The sequence below is a fragment of the Streptomyces misionensis genome (assembly GCF_900104815.1).
GTDB classification, from domain to species: Bacteria; Actinomycetota; Actinomycetes; order Streptomycetales; family Streptomycetaceae; genus Streptomyces; species Streptomyces misionensis.
In genome coordinates this window covers 659,227-675,456 of the sequence record NZ_FNTD01000004.1, presented here as the reverse complement: position 1 = coordinate 675,456, position 16,230 = coordinate 659,227, and the positions used below count along the sequence as shown (strand labels likewise).

At 74.0% G+C, this 16,230-nt stretch carries 17 protein-coding genes; 8 read left to right on the top strand and 9 right to left on the bottom strand.

Features of this window, described 5'->3' with window-relative positions:
- The first annotated feature begins 53 nt into the window (after positions 1-53).
- Positions 54-791: an MgtC/SapB family protein gene (locus BLW85_RS04440; protein WP_070024827.1), complete on the top strand. Its 738-nt coding sequence runs from the start codon at positions 54-56 to the stop codon at positions 789-791.
- Positions 792-794: 3 nt separating this feature from the next.
- On the opposite strand, the gene BLW85_RS39990 is transcribed toward BLW85_RS04440, so the two are convergent.
- A complete protein-coding gene (locus tag BLW85_RS39990) occupies positions 795-1,316 on the bottom strand; it encodes a DUF1360 domain-containing protein (protein WP_074990788.1) in 522 nt (173 codons plus the stop codon).
- 187 nt (positions 1,317-1,503) lie between these two features.
- Between BLW85_RS39990 and BLW85_RS04430 the strand changes: the two genes are divergently transcribed.
- Genes BLW85_RS04430 through hypE form a run of 7 tightly spaced genes read left to right on the top strand, consistent with a single transcriptional unit; the run spans position 1,504 to position 9,415 of the window.
- The gene (locus BLW85_RS04430; protein ID WP_074990785.1) at positions 1,504-3,213 is read left to right on the top strand and encodes a hydrogenase maturation protein; all 1,710 of its coding nucleotides are present in this window, start codon (positions 1,504-1,506) and stop codon (positions 3,211-3,213) included.
- Complete coding sequence (locus BLW85_RS04425) at positions 3,210-3,791, top strand: hydrogenase maturation protease (protein ID WP_074990783.1); 582 nt, start codon at positions 3,210-3,212, stop codon at positions 3,789-3,791. Before BLW85_RS04430 ends, BLW85_RS04425 begins: the two co-directional genes overlap by 4 nt.
- 60 nt (positions 3,792-3,851) lie before the next feature.
- Complete coding sequence (gene hypB / locus BLW85_RS04420; RefSeq protein WP_070024830.1) at positions 3,852-4,577, top strand: hydrogenase nickel incorporation protein HypB; 726 nt, start codon at positions 3,852-3,854, stop codon at positions 4,575-4,577.
- Positions 4,574-6,913, top strand: a complete 2,340-nt coding sequence (hypF, locus tag BLW85_RS04415) for a carbamoyltransferase HypF (protein ID WP_074990781.1) — start codon at positions 4,574-4,576, stop codon at positions 6,911-6,913. Before hypB ends, hypF begins: the two co-directional genes overlap by 4 nt.
- A gap of 3 nt (positions 6,914-6,916) precedes the next feature.
- Positions 6,917-7,207 (top strand): HypC/HybG/HupF family hydrogenase formation chaperone, encoded by a 291-nt coding sequence (locus BLW85_RS04410; protein ID WP_074990779.1) that lies wholly within the window; start codon positions 6,917-6,919, stop codon positions 7,205-7,207.
- Positions 7,204-8,346: a hydrogenase formation protein HypD gene (hypD, locus tag BLW85_RS04405; RefSeq protein ID WP_074990776.1), complete on the top strand. Its 1,143-nt coding sequence runs from the start codon at positions 7,204-7,206 to the stop codon at positions 8,344-8,346. Before BLW85_RS04410 ends, hypD begins: the two co-directional genes overlap by 4 nt.
- Positions 8,339-9,415: a hydrogenase expression/formation protein HypE gene (gene hypE / locus BLW85_RS04400; protein ID WP_074990774.1), complete on the top strand. Its 1,077-nt coding sequence runs from the start codon at positions 8,339-8,341 to the stop codon at positions 9,413-9,415. The genes hypD and hypE overlap by 8 nt, the downstream gene beginning before the upstream one ends.
- 45 nt (positions 9,416-9,460) lie before the next feature.
- Here the strand turns inward: hypE and hypA are convergent, their stop codons facing one another.
- The 8 genes from hypA to BLW85_RS04365 form a co-directional block, all read right to left on the bottom strand.
- The gene (gene hypA, locus BLW85_RS04395; RefSeq protein WP_074990771.1) at positions 9,461-9,802 is read right to left on the bottom strand and encodes a hydrogenase maturation nickel metallochaperone HypA; all 342 of its coding nucleotides are present in this window, start codon (positions 9,800-9,802) and stop codon (positions 9,461-9,463) included.
- 8 nt (positions 9,803-9,810) lie between these two features.
- A complete protein-coding gene (locus BLW85_RS39215; protein ID WP_167381370.1) occupies positions 9,811-9,960 on the bottom strand; it encodes a hypothetical protein in 150 nt (49 codons plus the stop codon).
- A 59-nt stretch (positions 9,961-10,019) separates the two neighbouring features.
- Positions 10,020-10,226 (bottom strand): hypothetical protein, encoded by a 207-nt coding sequence (locus BLW85_RS04390; RefSeq protein ID WP_074990768.1) that lies wholly within the window; start codon positions 10,224-10,226, stop codon positions 10,020-10,022.
- Between the two features lie 20 nt (positions 10,227-10,246).
- Entirely contained in the window at positions 10,247-10,843 is a 597-nt protein-coding gene (locus BLW85_RS04385) for a DUF5947 family protein (RefSeq protein WP_074990766.1), read from the bottom strand.
- Positions 10,840-11,409, bottom strand: a complete 570-nt coding sequence (locus tag BLW85_RS04380) for a NifU family protein (RefSeq protein ID WP_074990764.1) — start codon at positions 11,407-11,409, stop codon at positions 10,840-10,842. Before BLW85_RS04380 ends, BLW85_RS04385 begins: the two co-directional genes overlap by 4 nt.
- The gene (locus BLW85_RS04375; protein ID WP_070024839.1) at positions 11,402-13,195 is read right to left on the bottom strand and encodes a nickel-dependent hydrogenase large subunit; all 1,794 of its coding nucleotides are present in this window, start codon (positions 13,193-13,195) and stop codon (positions 11,402-11,404) included. The genes BLW85_RS04380 and BLW85_RS04375 overlap by 8 nt, the downstream gene beginning before the upstream one ends.
- A gap of 62 nt (positions 13,196-13,257) precedes the next feature.
- Positions 13,258-14,331: an NADH-quinone oxidoreductase subunit B family protein gene (locus BLW85_RS04370; RefSeq protein WP_070024840.1), complete on the bottom strand. Its 1,074-nt coding sequence runs from the start codon at positions 14,329-14,331 to the stop codon at positions 13,258-13,260.
- A complete protein-coding gene (locus BLW85_RS04365) occupies positions 14,328-15,881 on the bottom strand; it encodes a hypothetical protein (protein WP_244174808.1) in 1,554 nt (517 codons plus the stop codon). The genes BLW85_RS04370 and BLW85_RS04365 overlap by 4 nt, the downstream gene beginning before the upstream one ends.
- Positions 15,882-16,230 lie beyond the last annotated feature (349 nt).

Here is a 16,230-nt window from a genome sequence, read left to right as displayed (position 1 = left end):
TCGGGGGTAGACGCCAGCGGCAGGACATCGGCGAATCGGCAGGCGAGGTGTGCATGGCGGGAGTGTGGCTGGCGGCGCCGTTGTGGGACATACACAACGGCCAGGGACCCAGGCAGCTGGCCGAGCTGGGGCTCGCGCTGGTGCTGTCGACCCTGATCGGCTGGGAGCGCGCGGCCCAGCAGAAGAGCGCGGGTCTGCGTACCCACACGCTGGTCGGCATCGCGAGCGCGCTGATGATGGAGGTCTCCCAGCACGGCTTCTCCGCGGTGCTCGGGCTGGACCACGTCTCCTTCGACCCCTCGCGCGTCGCGGCCCAGATCGTCTCCGGCATCGGCTTCATCGGCGGCGGGCTGATCTTCGTACGGCGGGACGCGGTACGGGGCCTGACGACCGCCGCGACCGTCTGGCTGACCTGCGCGGTCGGCATGGCCTGCGGGGGCGGGCTGCCGGTCCTCGCACTGGCGGTGACCGCACTGCACTTCCTGGTGGTGCGCGGCTACTCGTACTTCTCCGGCCGGCTGGTCCCCGGCGCGGCCGCCGCCGCCTTCGAGGCCCGGCTGACCTATCGCACGGGCTCCGCCCTGCTGCCCCGCCTGATGCAGACCTGCACCCGGCTCGGCTTCCGCATCGTCCAGGTCAAGGTCGAACGCCTGCCGGGCCGCACGGACGACGCCGCACGCGTCCTGCTCGAACTGGAGGGCACCGAGGACCCGGCCCGGCTGACGTCGGAGCTGTTCCAGGACGAGGGCGTGCTCGACATAGAGCTGACCCCGGCGGCGGACGACGAGTGAGCCTCAGCCCTCCTCGGTCCGCTGGGTCCAGATCCAGGCGTACTGGAGCCAGTCCGACACGGTCACCGCGCCGAAGCCGCCGCAGACCAGCCGGGTGAGCCGGGGCGCCGCCGCGTAGGAGCACACCAGCGTGCCCGCGGCCCAGGCGGAGACGCGGAACGGGCAGGACGGCAGGTCGCCGACGGCGCGCCGCAGCCCGCTGCCGCGCGGCTCGTCCAGCACCTCGTTCGACTCGCCCTGGCCCGCCCGGCGGGTGAACGGCGCCCGTGCGAAGCTGGTGACCTTGTTCCGGACCAGCAGCCGGGACGCCTTGTAAGCAGCAGTGCCCAGCAGGAGGACGTCCCACGGCGGCACCCGCTCCGGCAGCCGTACGCCCCGGCGCCGGGCGAGCAGCGCGAAACCGCTCGTGCCCGCCGCGAACACGGCGGCGAGCGTCGCGTAACCGGCGAACGGCACCTCGCCCCCGTCGTCGTAGCGTGCGACGTCCTGGCCCGCGCCCGTGGCCGTGTTCTCGTCCGCCGTCACGAGGCCTCCACCGTGGACTTCGCCGAGGGCGCGGACCGGGTTCCCCCGGGGCCCGGGGGAACCCGTGCGCGGCGGCCCGGACCGGTTGCCCGGCGCGGGCCGGATGGCGGAAGACGGCAGGCCGGCGCGGGCGAAACGCCGCGGCGGTCCTTCGCGGCGTGCGGCACACCGGCGACCATGCCGCGTCATGGACATCCTGCTCGTGGCCAGCGCGTTCAACAGCCTCTCCCAGCGCATCTACGCCGAACTGTCCGACCGGGGACACCGCGTGGACGTCGTCCTGGCGTCGCACGGCGACGACCCGGTCCGGGCCGCCGTGCGCGAACACCGCCCGGAGCTCGTCATCGCCCCGATGCTCACGACCGCCCTGCCGGAGGACGTGTGGCGGGAGCACACCTGCCTGATCGTCCACCCCGGGCCGCCCGGCGACCGCGGCCCCTCCTCACTGGACTGGGCCATCGCCGAGCAGGCCCCGGAGTGGGGCGTGACCGTGCTCCAGGCCGAGGCCGGGATGGACGCGGGCCCGGTCTGGGCCGCCGAGCCCTTCCGCGTGGCCCCCGTCGGCAAGAGCGACCTGTACCGCAACGAGGTCTCCGACGCCGCCGTCACCGCCGTCCTCGCCGCCGTACGGCGCCACGCCGAGGGCTCGTACAAGCCCCGCCCGCAGAGCGACCCCTCGATCGGCGTCGTCTGGCGCGACCCGTTCCGGCAGGAGCGGCGGCGCATCGACTGGGCGTACGACGACACCGCCACGGTGCTGCGCAAGCTGCGCGGCGCCGACTCCCGGCCCGGCGTCCTCGACGAACTCCTCGGCCGGGAGGTGTTCCTGCACGGCGGCCACCCCGAGGACGAGCTGCGCGGCCGGCCCGGCGAACTGCTGGCCCGGCGGGCCGGTGCCGTGTGCCGGGCCACCCGGGACGGCGCGGTGTGGATCCCCGAGCTGCGCCCGCGCAAGAGCTCCGGCGACCCCGCGCCCTTCCGCCGGCCGGCCGCCGACGTCCTCGCCGCCCTCGACCCGTCCCTCGAACTCCCTGAGGTCCAGGCCCCGTTGGAGCTGCCGGAGCACCGGCGCACCTACGCCGACATCCGCTACCGGCAGCGCGGCGACGTCGGGCTGCTCAGCTTCTCCTTCCCGGGCGGCGCCATGAGCACCGACCAGTGCCGGCGCCTGCTCGCCGCCTACGAGCACGCGCTCACCCGCCCCACCCGGGTCCTGGTGCTCGGCGGGGCGCGGGACTTCTTCTCCAACGGCATCCACCTCAACGTCATCGAGGCGGCCCCCGACCCCGCCCTGGAGTCCTGGACCAACCTCGGCGCCATGGACGACCTGGCCCAGGCGGTGCTGTGCACCACCGACCGGCTGGTGGTGGCCGCGCTCGCCGGCAACGCGGCCGCGGGCGGCGCGATGCTCGCCCTCGCCGCCGACCAGGTGTGGTGCCGCGGGGGCACCGTCCTCAACCCGCACTACCGGCGCATGGGCCTGTACGGCTCGGAGCTGTGGACGTACAGCCTGCCGCGCCGCGTCGGCCCGCGCGAGGCCGAACGGCTCACCGGCCAGGCGCTTCCGGTGAGCGCGGCGGGCGCACTGCGGACCGGCCTCGTGGACCGCGTCGTACCCGCCGCGCCCGGGGAGTTCGCGGCCGAGACGGAGCGGCTCGCGGCCGGGCTCGCCGCCGTGCCCGACCTGGAGAGGCGCATCGCCGACAAGGCCGCCGCCCGCGCCGCCGACGAAGAGCGCCGCCCCCTCGCCGATTACCGCCAGGCCGAACTCGCCCGCATGCACGCCGTGTTCTTCGATCCCGAGGCCCCCTACCACGCCCTGCGCGCGGCCTTCGTCCGCAAGACCCCCACGGGCACGCCCCGCCCGCTCACCCCGCCCCCCGGGGAGTCCCGGTGACCGCCCCCCTCCTGGTCGCCGGGGTGGGCAACATCTTCCTCGCCGACGACGCCTTCGGGCCCGAGGTGATCCGGGCCCTCGACCGGCGCCCGCTGCCGCCCGGGGCACGGGTGCGCGACTACGGCATCCGCGGCCTGGACCTCGCCTACGACCTGCTCGGCGGCTGCGCGACCGCCCTGCTCGTGGACGCGGCCCGGCGCGGGCACCGGCCCGGCACGCTGTCCCTGATCGAGGCCGAACCCCCCGACGGCACCGTCCCGCCGGAGGCGCACGGCATGGACCCGGCGAAGGTGCTGGCGCTCGCCGCCCACCTGGGCGACGAGCCACTGCCCCGGGTCCTGGTCCTGGCCTGCGAGCCGGAACTGCTGCCGGACGGCGACGAGGACATCCTGCCGGGGCTCAGCGCCTGTGTGCGCGCCGCCCTCGAACCCGCCGTCGCCGCGCTGCACGCACTGGTCCCGCGGCTGCTGGAAGATCCGGGCGCGCCGGCGGCCGCGTTGCGCCGGTCGATGGAATCCGGCCCGGCGCACGCGGCTGCGCTGCCCGGCCGGGCGACGGGCACGGCCGAAGATCGGTGACACCCGGGCCGCGCGGGACGCGGCCCGGGCCCCAGCCCCCAGACCCGAGGAGCAGCGCCCATGTGCAGGTCCGACGTCAGACAGGCCGTCCTGGCGAAGAACGACGACCTCGCCGCCAGCCTGCGCGAGGAGCTGACCGGGCAGGGGGTGGCCGTGGTCAACCTGCTGTCCAGCCCGGGCAGCGGCAAGACCGAACTCCTCGGACGGGTGCTCGCCCACGCGGTCGAGCGGGGCGTGCCGGTCGCCGCGCTCACCGCCGACCTGGCGACCGAGAACGACGCCACCCGCCTCGCCCGCTCGGGCGCCCCCGTCCAGCAGCTGCTCACCGACGGGCTGTGCCACCTGGAGGCCCGTCAGGTGCGGGCCCGGCTGGCGGGCTGGCTGCCGCCGGACACCTCGGTGCTCTTCGTGGAGAACGTCGGCAACCTGGTCTGCCCCGCCTCCTACGACCTCGGCGAGTCCCTGCGGATCGTTCTGATGGCGGTCACCGAGGGCGAGGACAAACCGCTGAAGTACCCGACCGCGTTCGGCTCCGCCCACCTCGTCGTCATCACCAAGACCGACCTCGCCGAGGCGGCCGGCTTCGACGAGGCCGCGTTCCGGGAGAACGTGCGGCGGGTCAACCCGGGGGTGGAGATCGTACGGTCCTGCGCCCGCACCGGCGACGGGGTCGCCGTCCTCCTCGACCGGGCCCTCGCCGTCCGCGACGGCGGCCCCGCGCACCGGCCGCCCCTCGCCCCGCACCCGCACGGCCACCACCACGCCGAGTCCGCGCCCGTCGCATGACCGCGCCCGCGACCGGCCCGGTCCGCCGCCGGCTGACCGTGCACGGCACCGTGCAGGGGGTGGGCTTCCGGCCGTATGTGCACCGCCTGGCCGGCCGGCTGGGCCTGGCCGGGTTCGTCGGCAACACGGGGGACGGGGTGCTGATCGAGGTCGAGGGCCCGTGGCAGGAGGTGGACCGCTTCTGCGCGGCGCTGGCCCACCGGCCCCCGCCGCTGGCCACGGTGACCCGCGTCGCCCACGAGGAACTGCCCGCCGCGGGCGAGAGCGGGCCGTTCGCGATCCGCTCCACCGACCGGGCCGCCGGCCGCGCCCAGCTCCCGCCCGACACCGCGACCTGCGCCGACTGCCTGCGCGAACTCGCCGACCCGGACGACCGCAGGCACCGGCACCCGTTCGTCACCTGCACCCACTGCGGCCCCCGCTTCACCATCGCCACCGGCATGCCGTACGACCGGGTGGCGACCACCATGGCCGGCTTCCCGATGTGCCCCGACTGCGCCCGGGAGTACGGCGACCCCGCCGACCGGCGCTTCCACGCCCAGCCCGTCGCCTGCCCCCGCTGCGGCCCCCGCCTCACCCTGACCGGCCCTGGGATGCGCCCCCTGCGGGACGCGGACGCCCTCGCGAGGGCCCGGGAACTGCTCGCCGCCGGACGCATCGTCGCCGTCAAGGGACTCGGCGGCTACCACCTGGCCTGCGACGCCACCGACCCCACGGCCGTCGCCACGCTGCGCGCACGCAAGGAGCGCGGCGGCAAGGCGTTCGCGGTGATGTGCGCCGACCTCGCCACCGCGGAGCGCCTCGCGTTCCTTTCCGCCGCCGAGCGCGCCGCCCTGACCGGCCCGCGCCGCCCCATCGTGCTGCTACGCCGCCGCACCCCGGCCGACGGGATCCGGCCGGCCGACGGGGTCTGCCCCGGCAGCCCGCACATCGGCGTGCTGCTGCCCTACACCCCGGTGCACACCCTGCTGTTCGGGCTGCCCGGCGACCCACCGGGACCCCGGGTGCTGGTGATGACCAGCGGCAACCGCTCCGGCGAACCCATCGTCACCGACGACGAAGAGGCCCAAAGCCGGCTGGCCGGGCTCGCCGACGCCTGGCTCGCCCACGACCGGCCCATCGCCTCGCCCTGCGACGACTCCCTGCTGCGGGTGCGCCCCGACGGCACCGAACAGGTGCTGCGCCGCTCACGCGGCTACGTACCCCGCGCGCTGCGGCTGCCGGTCGCGGTGCGGCCCGCGCTCGCGGTCGGCGGCGATCTGAAGAACGTGCCGTGCCTCGGCGCGGGAGACCTGGCCTGGTTCGGTCCGCACATCGGCGACATGGGCGAACTCTCCACCCTGGAGGCCGCAGGCCGCGCCGAGCGGCACCTGGGCCGCCTGACCAACGTCACCCCGGAACTGGTCGCCGCGGACCGTCACCCCGGCTACCACTCCACCGGCTGGGCCCGCCGGCGCGCCGGGACCCGGCTGCCGCTGCGCCAGGTGCAGCACCACCACGCCCACATCGCCTCCGCCATGGCCGAACACGGCCTCGACGGCACCACCCCGGTCATCGGCGTCGCCTTCGACGGCACCGGCTACGGCGACGACGGCACGGTGTGGGGCGGCGAGATCCTGCTCGCCGACTACACCGGCCACCGGCGCTTCGCCCACCTCGCGCCGGCCCCGCTGCCCGGCGGTGACGCGGGCGTGGCCAACCCCTGCCGCCTCGCCCTGGCCCGGCTGTGGGCCGCGGGCCTGCCCTGGACGGCGGACCTGCCCAGCGTCACCGCCTGTTCACCGGCCGAACTCGATCTGCTGAAGCGGCAGTTGGAGCGGCAGGTGGCCTGCGTGCCCACGTCCAGCATGGGCCGGCTGTTCGACGCCGTGGCCTCCCTCGCGGGCCTGTGCCACCGCGCCGGGTACGAGGCGCAGGCCGCGCTGGAGCTGGAGGCGGCGGCCACCCGGGCGCGGGACGCGGACGCGGTGGCCTACCCGTTCGGGCTCACCGCGAGCCGGTCCCTCGTCTGCGATCCCGCGCCGATGCTGCGCGCACTGCTCGCCGACCGGCGCCGCGGCACCCCGGCCCCGGTGCTCGCGGCCCGCTTCCACCGGGGTGTGGCCCGGGCGGTCACCGAGATCTGCCGCCGGGCCCGCGGCGCGACCGGTCTGGACACGGTCGCCCTCACCGGCGGGGTGTTCGCCAACGCCCTGCTGGAGGAGAAGTGCTCCGCCCTGCTGCGGGCCGACGGCTTCACGGTCCTGCGGCACGGCGAAGTCCCGCCCAACGACGGCGGGCTGGCGCTCGGCCAGCTGATGGTCGCGGCCACCGCACCCCACCACGAGACGGAGTGAGACATGTGTCTGGCAGTGCCCGGCAAGGTCGTGTCCATCGACCACCAGGCCGACCCCCTCATCGGCGTGATCGATTTCGGCGGCGTCCGCAAGGAGGCCTGCCTGGAGTACCTGCCCGATGTGCGGGTCGGCGAGTACGTGATCGTGCACGTCGGCTTCGCGCTCCAGCGCCTGGACGAGGAGTCGGCCCGCGCCTCCCTGGAGCTGTTCGACCAACTCGGCCTGTTGGAGGAGGAGTTCGGGGACGCGTGGGAACAGGCCGCGCGCCAGGAGAGCGAGAGTGAGGTCCGGTGAAGTACATCGAGGAGTTCAACGACCCCGAGCGGGCGCGCCGGCTGCTGGACGAGATCCACGCCACGGCCACCCGCCCCTGGGCCCTGATGGAGGTCTGCGGCGGCCAGACCCACTCCATCATCCGGCACGGCATCGACCAACTCCTGCCCGAACAGGTCGAGTTGATCCACGGACCCGGCTGCCCGGTGTGCGTCACCCCGCTGGAGGTCATCGACAAGGCCCTGGAGATCGCCGCCCGCCCCGGGGTGATCTTCTGCTCCTTCGGGGACATGCTGCGGGTCCCCGGAACCGACCGCGACCTGTTCCGCGTCAAGGGCGAGGGCGGCGACGTACGGGTGGTGTACTCGCCGCTCGACGCGCTCGACCTCGCCCGCAGGAACCCGGACCGCGAGGTCGTCTTCTTCGCCATCGGCTTCGAGACCACCGCCCCCGCCAACGCCATGGCCGTCCACCAGGCCCGCCGCCTCGGGATCGGCAACTTCAGCCTGCTCGTCTCCCACGTCCGGGTCCCCCCGGCCATCGAGGCGATCATGACCGCGCCCAGCTGCCGGGTGCAGGGCTTCCTCGCCGCCGGACACGTGTGCAGCGTGATGGGCACCGCCGAGTACCCGGAGCTGGCCGAGCGGCACCGCGTGCCCGTCGTCGTCACCGGCTTCGAGCCCCTCGACATCCTCGAAGGGATCCGGCGCGCCGTCCACCAGCTGGAGCGCGGCGAGCACCGGGTCGAGAACGCCTACCCCCGGGCCGTGCGCGACCAGGGCAACCCGGCGGCCCTGCGCATGCTGGAGCAGGTCTTCGAGGTCACCGACCGCAACTGGCGCGGCATCGGCCGCATCCCCGCCAGCGGCTGGCGGCTCGGCGACGCCTTCCGCGCCTACGACGCCGAGCACCGCTTCGACGTCGGCGGCATCCGCACCGAGGAACCCGCGGTGTGCCGGGCCGGCGAGGTCCTCCAGGGCCTGATCAAGCCGACCGAGTGCGAGGCGTTCGGCAAGGCCTGCACCCCGCGCACCCCGCTCGGCGCCACCATGGTCTCCAGCGAGGGCGCCTGCGCCGCCTACCACCTCTACCGCCGCATGAACACCCCGGCACCGCAGGGATCGCGCATCCCGCAGGAGGAGATGAACCCCGTTGGCTGACCTCGCCGCCCCCGACACCGCCGTCGACCCGGCGGACTGGACCTGCCCCGCCCCCCTGTGCGACCAGCCGGTCGTCGTGATGGGCCACGGCGGCGGCGGTGCCCTCTCCGCCGAGCTGATCGAACAGGTCTTCGCCCCGGCCTACGGCAACCCCACCCTCGCCGCCCTCGCCGACTCCGCCGTCTTCGAGCTCGGCGGCGCCCGGCTGGCCTTCTCCACCGACTCCTACGTCGTACGGCCGCTGTTCTTCCCCGGCGGCAGCCTCGGCGACCTCGCCGTCAACGGCACCGTCAACGACCTCGCCATGAGCGGCGCCCGGCCCGCCTTCCTGTCCACCGCCTTCGTCCTGGAGGAGGGCGTGGAACTGGCCGTGGTCGAGCGGATCGCCCGCGCGCTCGGTGCCGCCGCCGAGGCCGCGGGCGTCGTCGTCGCCACCGGGGACACCAAGGTGGTCGAGTCCGGGCACGGCGACGGCGTCTACGTCACCACCGCGGGCGTCGGACTGGTCCCCGACGGCGTCGACATCCGCCCGCAGCGCGCCCGGCCCGGTGACGCCGTCATCGTCAGCGGCCCGATCGGCCTGCACGGCGTGGCGGTGATGAGCGTGCGCGAGGGCCTGGAGTTCGGCGTCGAGATCACCTCCGACACCGCGCCGCTGGCCGGGCTGGTCGCGGCCATGCTGGAGGTCACCAAGGACATCCACGTGCTGCGCGACCCCACGCGGGGCGGCCTCGGCGCCTCCCTGAACGAGATCGCCCGCGCCTCCGGCACCGGGGTCCGGCTGCGCGACCGGGCCGTCCCGGTCCCCGAGGAGGTCGCGAACGCCTGCGGCTTCCTCGGCCTGGACCCGCTGTACGTCGCCAACGAGGGCCGGCTCGTCGCCTTCGTGCCGCCCGAGCACGCCGAGGCGGTGCTCGCCGCGATGCGGGCCCACCCGCAGGGCACCGGCGCGGCGCTGATCGGGGAGTGCGTGGCGGACCACCCCGGCATGGTCGTCGTCGCCACCGGTCTCGGCGGCACCCGGGTCGTCGACCTGCCGCTGGGGGAGCAGCTGCCCCGCATCTGCTGACCGGTCACCGCGCATGAGGACGGCCCCGCCGCGGCGGGGCCGTCCTCATGCCTGCACCGCCGTGATCTCCAGCTCCCGGCCGCTGCGCAGCTCCTGCGAGGGACGGTCGCAGTGCGGACACCAGAAGAACGGCGGCATGCCGACCGCGAACTCCTCGGCGCAGCCGCCGCACCAGGCCAGCGCGGGCACCGCCTCCACCTCCAGCCGGGCACCGGCGAGCGCCGTGCCGTCACGGGCCACCTCGAAGGCGAAGTGCAGCGCGTCCGGCACCACCCCGGCCAGGTCGCCGACACGGACGGTCACCGCGGACACCCGGTCCGCACCGTCCGCGCGGGCGAGCCGTTCGGCCTGCTCCACGATCGCCGTCGCGATCGACAGCTCGTGCACGGGGCGCCCTACGGGTAGCGGCGGTTCGCGCCCGGCCCGCCGGTCATCCGGAAGATCCGCAACTCCCGCATGATGCCCGGGAGTTCCTTGATGACGAGGGCGGTGACGACACCGCCGGCCAGCGCGGCCTGGAGCAGCAGCACCTGCCGTGCGGACATCCTCGCTCGCCCGCGCCTTCTGCTTCGGCAATCGCTCATGACGGTCACTTTCCGTTCTCTCATCCCGGCGAGATGTTCGGCATGCCCTCCACCAGGGCGTCATGCCGCTTCCAGTGGATCCCGGTGGAGCGGCGCGCGTCGGAGCTGCCGTCCCGGTGGTGTCCGGTCTGCTCCTGGTACGGGCCCTTGTTGCCCTGGTGCAGCCCGGGTACATGACTCGGCGTGTCGGGCTTCGCCTGGGGGCGGCCCACTCGGATGGTGCCCATGTCCGATCTCCTTCCAGGTCCTACGACCGTTCGGTCAGGTCCCCGAAGAACCGTTCTACGGCCGACCAGACCCGTCCGCCACCGGAGAGGCCCCGCCACTCGCGGCGGACCAGCGCGGTCATCCGGTAGCAGTCGTCGACCGGCACGATCCAGTGCTCGTCCAGGCCCCGCACGGTGTTCACCAGCAGTGCCTCCACGTCGGGGGCCATGGCGGCCAGCTGCGGCACGGTGGCGGCCAGCTGCCGCCAGGCAGCCGCGTCCACCTCCCAGCGCATCGCCCCGGCCGGGCTCGGCCCCTGCGCGGTGACCGAGCCGTCGGAGCGCGGCACGAAGAACACCAGGCCCACCGGCACCCCCAGCACCGCCGTGTCGACCGGCGGCAGCCGCAGCCGGCGCCGCGGCACCAGCCGGTAGCGGCCCTCGCCCGCCGCGCCGTCCGCGAACAGCACCGAGCAGGGGCCGCACACGCACCGCACCTGCGCGGCCCCGGTGTCGTAGAGGTGCGGGTGCTCCTCGGCCACCCGGGCCGCGCACAGCTCGCAGCTCTCGGCCTCGTCCGTGGCGGCGCGCCCGGCGGCGGAGCGGATGACCCGGGCGAGCGCGCCGTCCGCGCTCACCGCGCCTCCTGCGGCACGGGCCGCCGCTTGACGGTGCTCAGCGGCACGAACGCGGGAGCCGGCGCGCGCTCCTCGCCGTCCGGCACGATCCGCACGTCGTCCAGCTCCGGCGCGACGGCCAGCACGGCCGCCCGGACCGCCGCCGCGATGTCCGCGGAGCCGCCCCCGCAACCGCCGCCGCAGCCGCCCCCGGAGCCACCGGAGTCCAGCCGTACCCGCGCCACCTCGCCCTCGACGCCGGCCCACACCAGGTCACCGCCGCGCTCGCGCACCGCGGGCCGCAGCCGCTCCACGGCGCGGGCGGCCCGCTCCGCCGGGGGCTCCGGGTGGATGTCGTGCAGCACCATGAGGTGCGCGACCAGTTCGTCATCGGCCAGCCGCCGCCACAGCCGCTCGTCCGCGCCGTCCACGACCCGGGCCAGCGCCTCGCCGTAGACCTCGGTCAGCAGCCGCACCGCCTCCAGGGCCGGGCCGGGCACGGACTCCAGCCCGGCCAGCGCCTCGTCCAGCCGCGCGAGGCGTGCCTCCACCGCGGGGTCGGCCAGCCGCTCGGCGGCCTCAGGCATGGTTCGCCCCGTACGTCGGCGAGTGCACCGTGGTCAGGGTCTTGCCCTTGCCCATGTACATGTGCACCCCGCACGGCAGACAGGGGTCGAAGCTGCGCACGGTGCGCATGATGTCGACGCCCTTGAAGTCGTCGGGACCGTTCTCCTCGAAGACCGGCTGGCCCTGCACCGCGTCCTCGTACGGGCCCGGCGTGCCGTAGATGTCCCTCGGGCTGGCGTTCCACGGGGTCGGCGGGTACGGGTGGTAGTTGGCGATCTTCTTGTCCCGGATCACCAGGTGGTGCGAGAGGACTCCGCGGACCGCCTCGTGGAAACCGCAGCCGATCGACTCGTCCGGCACCTCGAAGTTCTCGTACACCTTGGTGTCGCCGCTGCGCATCATCCCCATGGCCTCCTCCAGGAACTGGAGCGCCATGGCGGCGGCGTAGGCGATGAAGTACGGCCGGGCGCGGTCCCGTTCGAGGGTGTTGCTCCACTTCGGGATGCGCCACTCCAGGGTGGTCTCCGGCAGCTTCTCGCCCTTGGGCAGGGTGATGCGGATGCCGCCGCCGGTCGCCTTGACGTACGGCGTGTCCACCAGGCCGCTCAGCGCGGTCGACCACAGCCGGGCCAGCGGGCCGCCGCCGGTGTCCAGGGCGAGGTGCTCACCGGTGTCCGGGTGGTACCAGCGCGGGCTCATCACCCAGCTGTAGTTGCCCTCGAAGTCCCGCTTCTGCGGCACCGGCACCGTGGTCTGGTTCCACGGGTGACGCATGTCGACGGGGTTGCCCAGCGGGTCGTGGGTGACGAACGGCTCCTCGTTCACCCAGTCCTCGTAGAAGGAGCTGCCCAGCATGACGCGCAGCCCGAGGTTGATGTCGATCAGGTTGTTGGTGACCAGCTTGCCGTCCACGACGACGCCCGGGGTGACGTACATCGCCTTGCCCCACTCGTTCATGGTGGCGTAGCGGTAGTCGACCACGTCCGGGTTCTGGAACGCGCCCCAGCAGCCCAGCAGGACGCGGCGCCTGCCGACCTCCTCGTAGCCCGGCAGCGCCTCGTAGAAGAAGTCGAAGACGTCGTCGTTCATCGCCACCGCCTTCTTCACGAAGTCGATGACGCGCATCAGCCGGCTGAGGTAGTCGGTGAAGGTGTTGGGCTGCGGCATCGTGCCGACGCCGCCCGGGTACAGCGTGGAGGGGTGCACATGGCGCCCCTCCATCAGGCAGAACATCTCCCGGGTGATCCGGCTGACCTTCAGCGCCTCCTTGTAGACCTCGCCCTCGAAGGGGTTGAAGGCCTTCATGATCTCGGCGATGGTGCGGTAGCCGTGCACGTCGCCGCGGGGCGCGTCGGTGCGTTCGGCGCGGGCCAGCACCCCGGGGTTGGTGGCCTTGACCATCGCCTCGCAGAAGTCCACGAAGACCAGGTTGTCCTGGAAGATGGTGTGGTCGAAGATGTACTCCGCCGCCTCGCCCAGGTTGGTGATGTGCTCGGCCAGCTTCGGCGGCTTGACCCCGTAGGCCATCTGCTGGGCGTAGTTGGAGCAGGTGGTGTGGTTGTCGCCGCAGATGCCGCAGATCCGTGAGGTGATGAACCCGGCGTCGCGCGGGTCCTTGCCCTTCATGAACACCGAGTAGCCGCGGAACAGCGACGAGGTGCTGTGGCACTCGACGACCTCACGGTTGGCGAAGTCGATCTTCGTGTAGATGCCCAGGTTGCCGATGATCCGGGTGATCGGATCCCAGGACATGTCCACGAGCTGGGCGGGTTTGCGTCCTGCGGCCCGCGATTCGGTGGTGGTCATCTGCGGTACGGTCCCTCGCTGTTCGGGTCGGGCGGATCGGGGCGGAGTGGGAAGCGGCGGCCTCAGGCGCGCCAGTGCGGGTCGTAACCGCTGGTCAGCTTGCGCTTGTTGTGCCGCCAGCGGGGCTCGTGGTTCACCATGTCGTTGGTCAGCCCGCGCAGCCGGCGGACGACCGCCCCGTACGGCTTGATCACCATCGAGGAGAGCGTGCCGCCGGGGGGTTCGTCCATGAACGGCATGAAGGCGTCGGGGAAGCTGGGCATCGTGCAGCCGATGCAGATGCCGCCGACGTTCGGGCAGCCGCCGATGCCGGACATCCAGCCGCGCTTGGGCACGTTGCAGTTGACGACCGGCCCCCAGCAGCCCACCTTCACCTGGCACTTGGGGGAGTTGTAGTCCTTGGCGAAGTCGGCCTGCTCGTAGTACGCGGCCCGGTCGCAGCCCTCGTGCACGGTCTTGCCGAACAGCCACTGCGGGCGCAGCATGTGGTCCAGCGGCGGCGGGGGAGCGGAGCCGGCCGCGTGCTGGAGCACCCACACCAGGGTCTCCATGAAGTTCTCCGGCTGGATGGGGCAGCCGGGCACGTTGACCACCGGCAGTCCCGAGCGGGCCTTGAACTCCCAGCCCAGGTAGTCGGCGAGGCCCATGCAGCCGGTCGGGTTGCCGGCCATGGCGTGGATGCCGCCGAACGTCGCACAGGTGCCCGCGGCCACCACCGCCCAGGCCCTGGGCGCGAGCTGGTCGATCCACCAGTTGAGGGTCTGCGGCTCGCCGGTCTCCGGGTCGTTGCCGAACGACGTCCAGTAGCCGTCGCCCTCGATGATGTTCTGGTTGGGGATCGAGCCCTCGATCACCAGGATGAACGGCTCCAGTTCACCGCGGGCCGCCTTGCGGTAGGGGGCCAGGAAGTCCTCCCCGCCCAGACTGGGGGAGAGCACCTTGTTGACCAGGTTCACCTTCGGCAGGCCCGGGATGAGGCCGAGGACCACGTCCTCGATGGACGGCTGCCCGGCGGCGGTCAGCGACACGGTGTCGCCGTCGCAGCTCATGCCCTCCGAGATCCAGAGGATGGTGATCTCGTCGAAGCCCTCGCGGGCGTCGGCGCGGGCCTCGGTGGTACCGCTCTGTGTGGTCATCTCTGCGGCCTCCGTCGCAGTCGGTCGTGGGCCCGGCCGGAGCCGGCCGGGGTGCCCGTGGTTGCGAGGGGTTCGACCTCGTCGGGCCGGAAGTAGTGGAAACGGCCGTACCAGTCGTGCAGTTCGGCCGCGGGGTCGTCGTCCACGGTCACGGCGAGCCGCACGCTGCCGTCCACGTCGTGGAAGACCCCGGCGACCGTGGCAGCCCGCCCGGCCAGGAACATGTCCTGGGCGTCGGCACCGCGCGGCCGCGGCCGCAGCACCACCGCGCTGCCGGCGCCCACGGGCACCGAGCCGACGAGCACGGTGTCCGTCGCGGGCGCCACCTCCTCGTCCCCGCCTTCCCGCCACCAGACGGAGCGCGGACCGGCGGGGGAGCCGGACGCTTCCGACGCCGGTCCGGGGGCCGGGGGGTTCGCCGTGGCCGCCGGGGTCAGCGAGCGGATCGTGCCGTGGAGGCGTTCGAAGACCTCCCGGGGCATGGTGTCGACCCGGTCGAGGATGTGCGCGGCCCGCGGGTCGGTGGCGCGGGCCTCCGCCTTCTCCTCGTCGGTCAGCAGCATCGTGCGCAGGGTCAGGATCTCGTCGATCTCCGCCGCGTCGTGCAGGTCGCCCGGGCTCTCCGGCGCCACCTGGGGACGGTCCGGCAGGATGATCGGCGCCGACAGCAGCACCTGGCCCGTCTCCCCGTCGCCGTCACCGTCCGCCGGGGAGGCGGCCGCGCCGCCGAGGACCGGGAAGGTGAACGCGTTGCGGCACTCGCGCGCGTGCCCGGCCAGCTCCGCGGGCGGATCGATCAGCGAGGCGAACTCCACGCCCTCGCCGCCGATGAGCGTGTGGGTGGCGATCAGCGCGTCGCGCAGCGCCTCGTTCCGCACCGCCCCGGGGTCGGCCGGCTCGCCCGTGTTCTCGGTGCGCACCAGCAGCCGGTACAGCCCGGGCGCCAGCGGCCGCACGCCGACGGTGGTCTCGGCCCGCAGCCGTCGGCGGCGCCGCAGGATCCGCCCCGCGTCCGCGGGAAGCGGCTCCTGCTCGGTCCCGGCGGGGGCGGTGACCGCGACGGTACGGTCGCCGTCCAGCAAGTCGGCCAGCGGCACGGTCAGTTCGGTCTCGCGCGGCACGGCCTCGTCGAAGGAGAGGTGGGCGGCGCCGTCGTCCGTCCGCAGGGACTCCACCGGGCGGTGCCCGCCGGTGCCGTCGGCGGCCTCCACCTGCTTGTGCTGCATCTGGAGGTACCGCACCCGCAGCCGTACCACCGCGTCCTCCCGCCGCACCCGCAGCAGGCACTCGGTGCGCTGGTACCAGGAGTCCGCGGAACCGGAGATCCCGGGCGCCACCGGTCCGTCGCGCTCCACCCAGGCCCGGGGCAGGAGCACCCCGAACTGCCAGCGGACGCGGTTCTTGGGGGAGGAACGGCGGTACGGGTAGAGCAGATAGCCCTCGTAGAGCACCGCGTCCGCGACCGCGCCGAGCTGCTCGAAGGCCGTGGCGTCGGTCGCGTCGGCGCCGTCCGCGAGCACGGACCCGCTCGTGCCGACCTGGTCCGGCATCCCGCCTCCTCGTCACTGGTGCGCCCCGGGCCGCTGAGGGCGCGCCCGGGGGATTCCTTCCACCACGGTCACACCGGTCACGGCTCCTCGCCCCTTTGACGCACCCGCATTGGGCCGGTCAGGCGACGCGGAGCGGTGAGAAGGAGGGGGCGCGCTCGGTTCCGGCCCGGCGGGCCGCCGTCTCCCTGTCGTCGGCCGCCGTCCACCGCCGGGACACGACAGCGCGGCGCGTCGCGACTCGTCGGGCCGGTGAGGTCAAGTGCCCGTAACAGAGCGGTTGTTGGGGGTCCTCTCGGATGAGAGGACCGTTAGAATCGGTGCCTCGGATCGTGGGATTGTCGAACAAAAG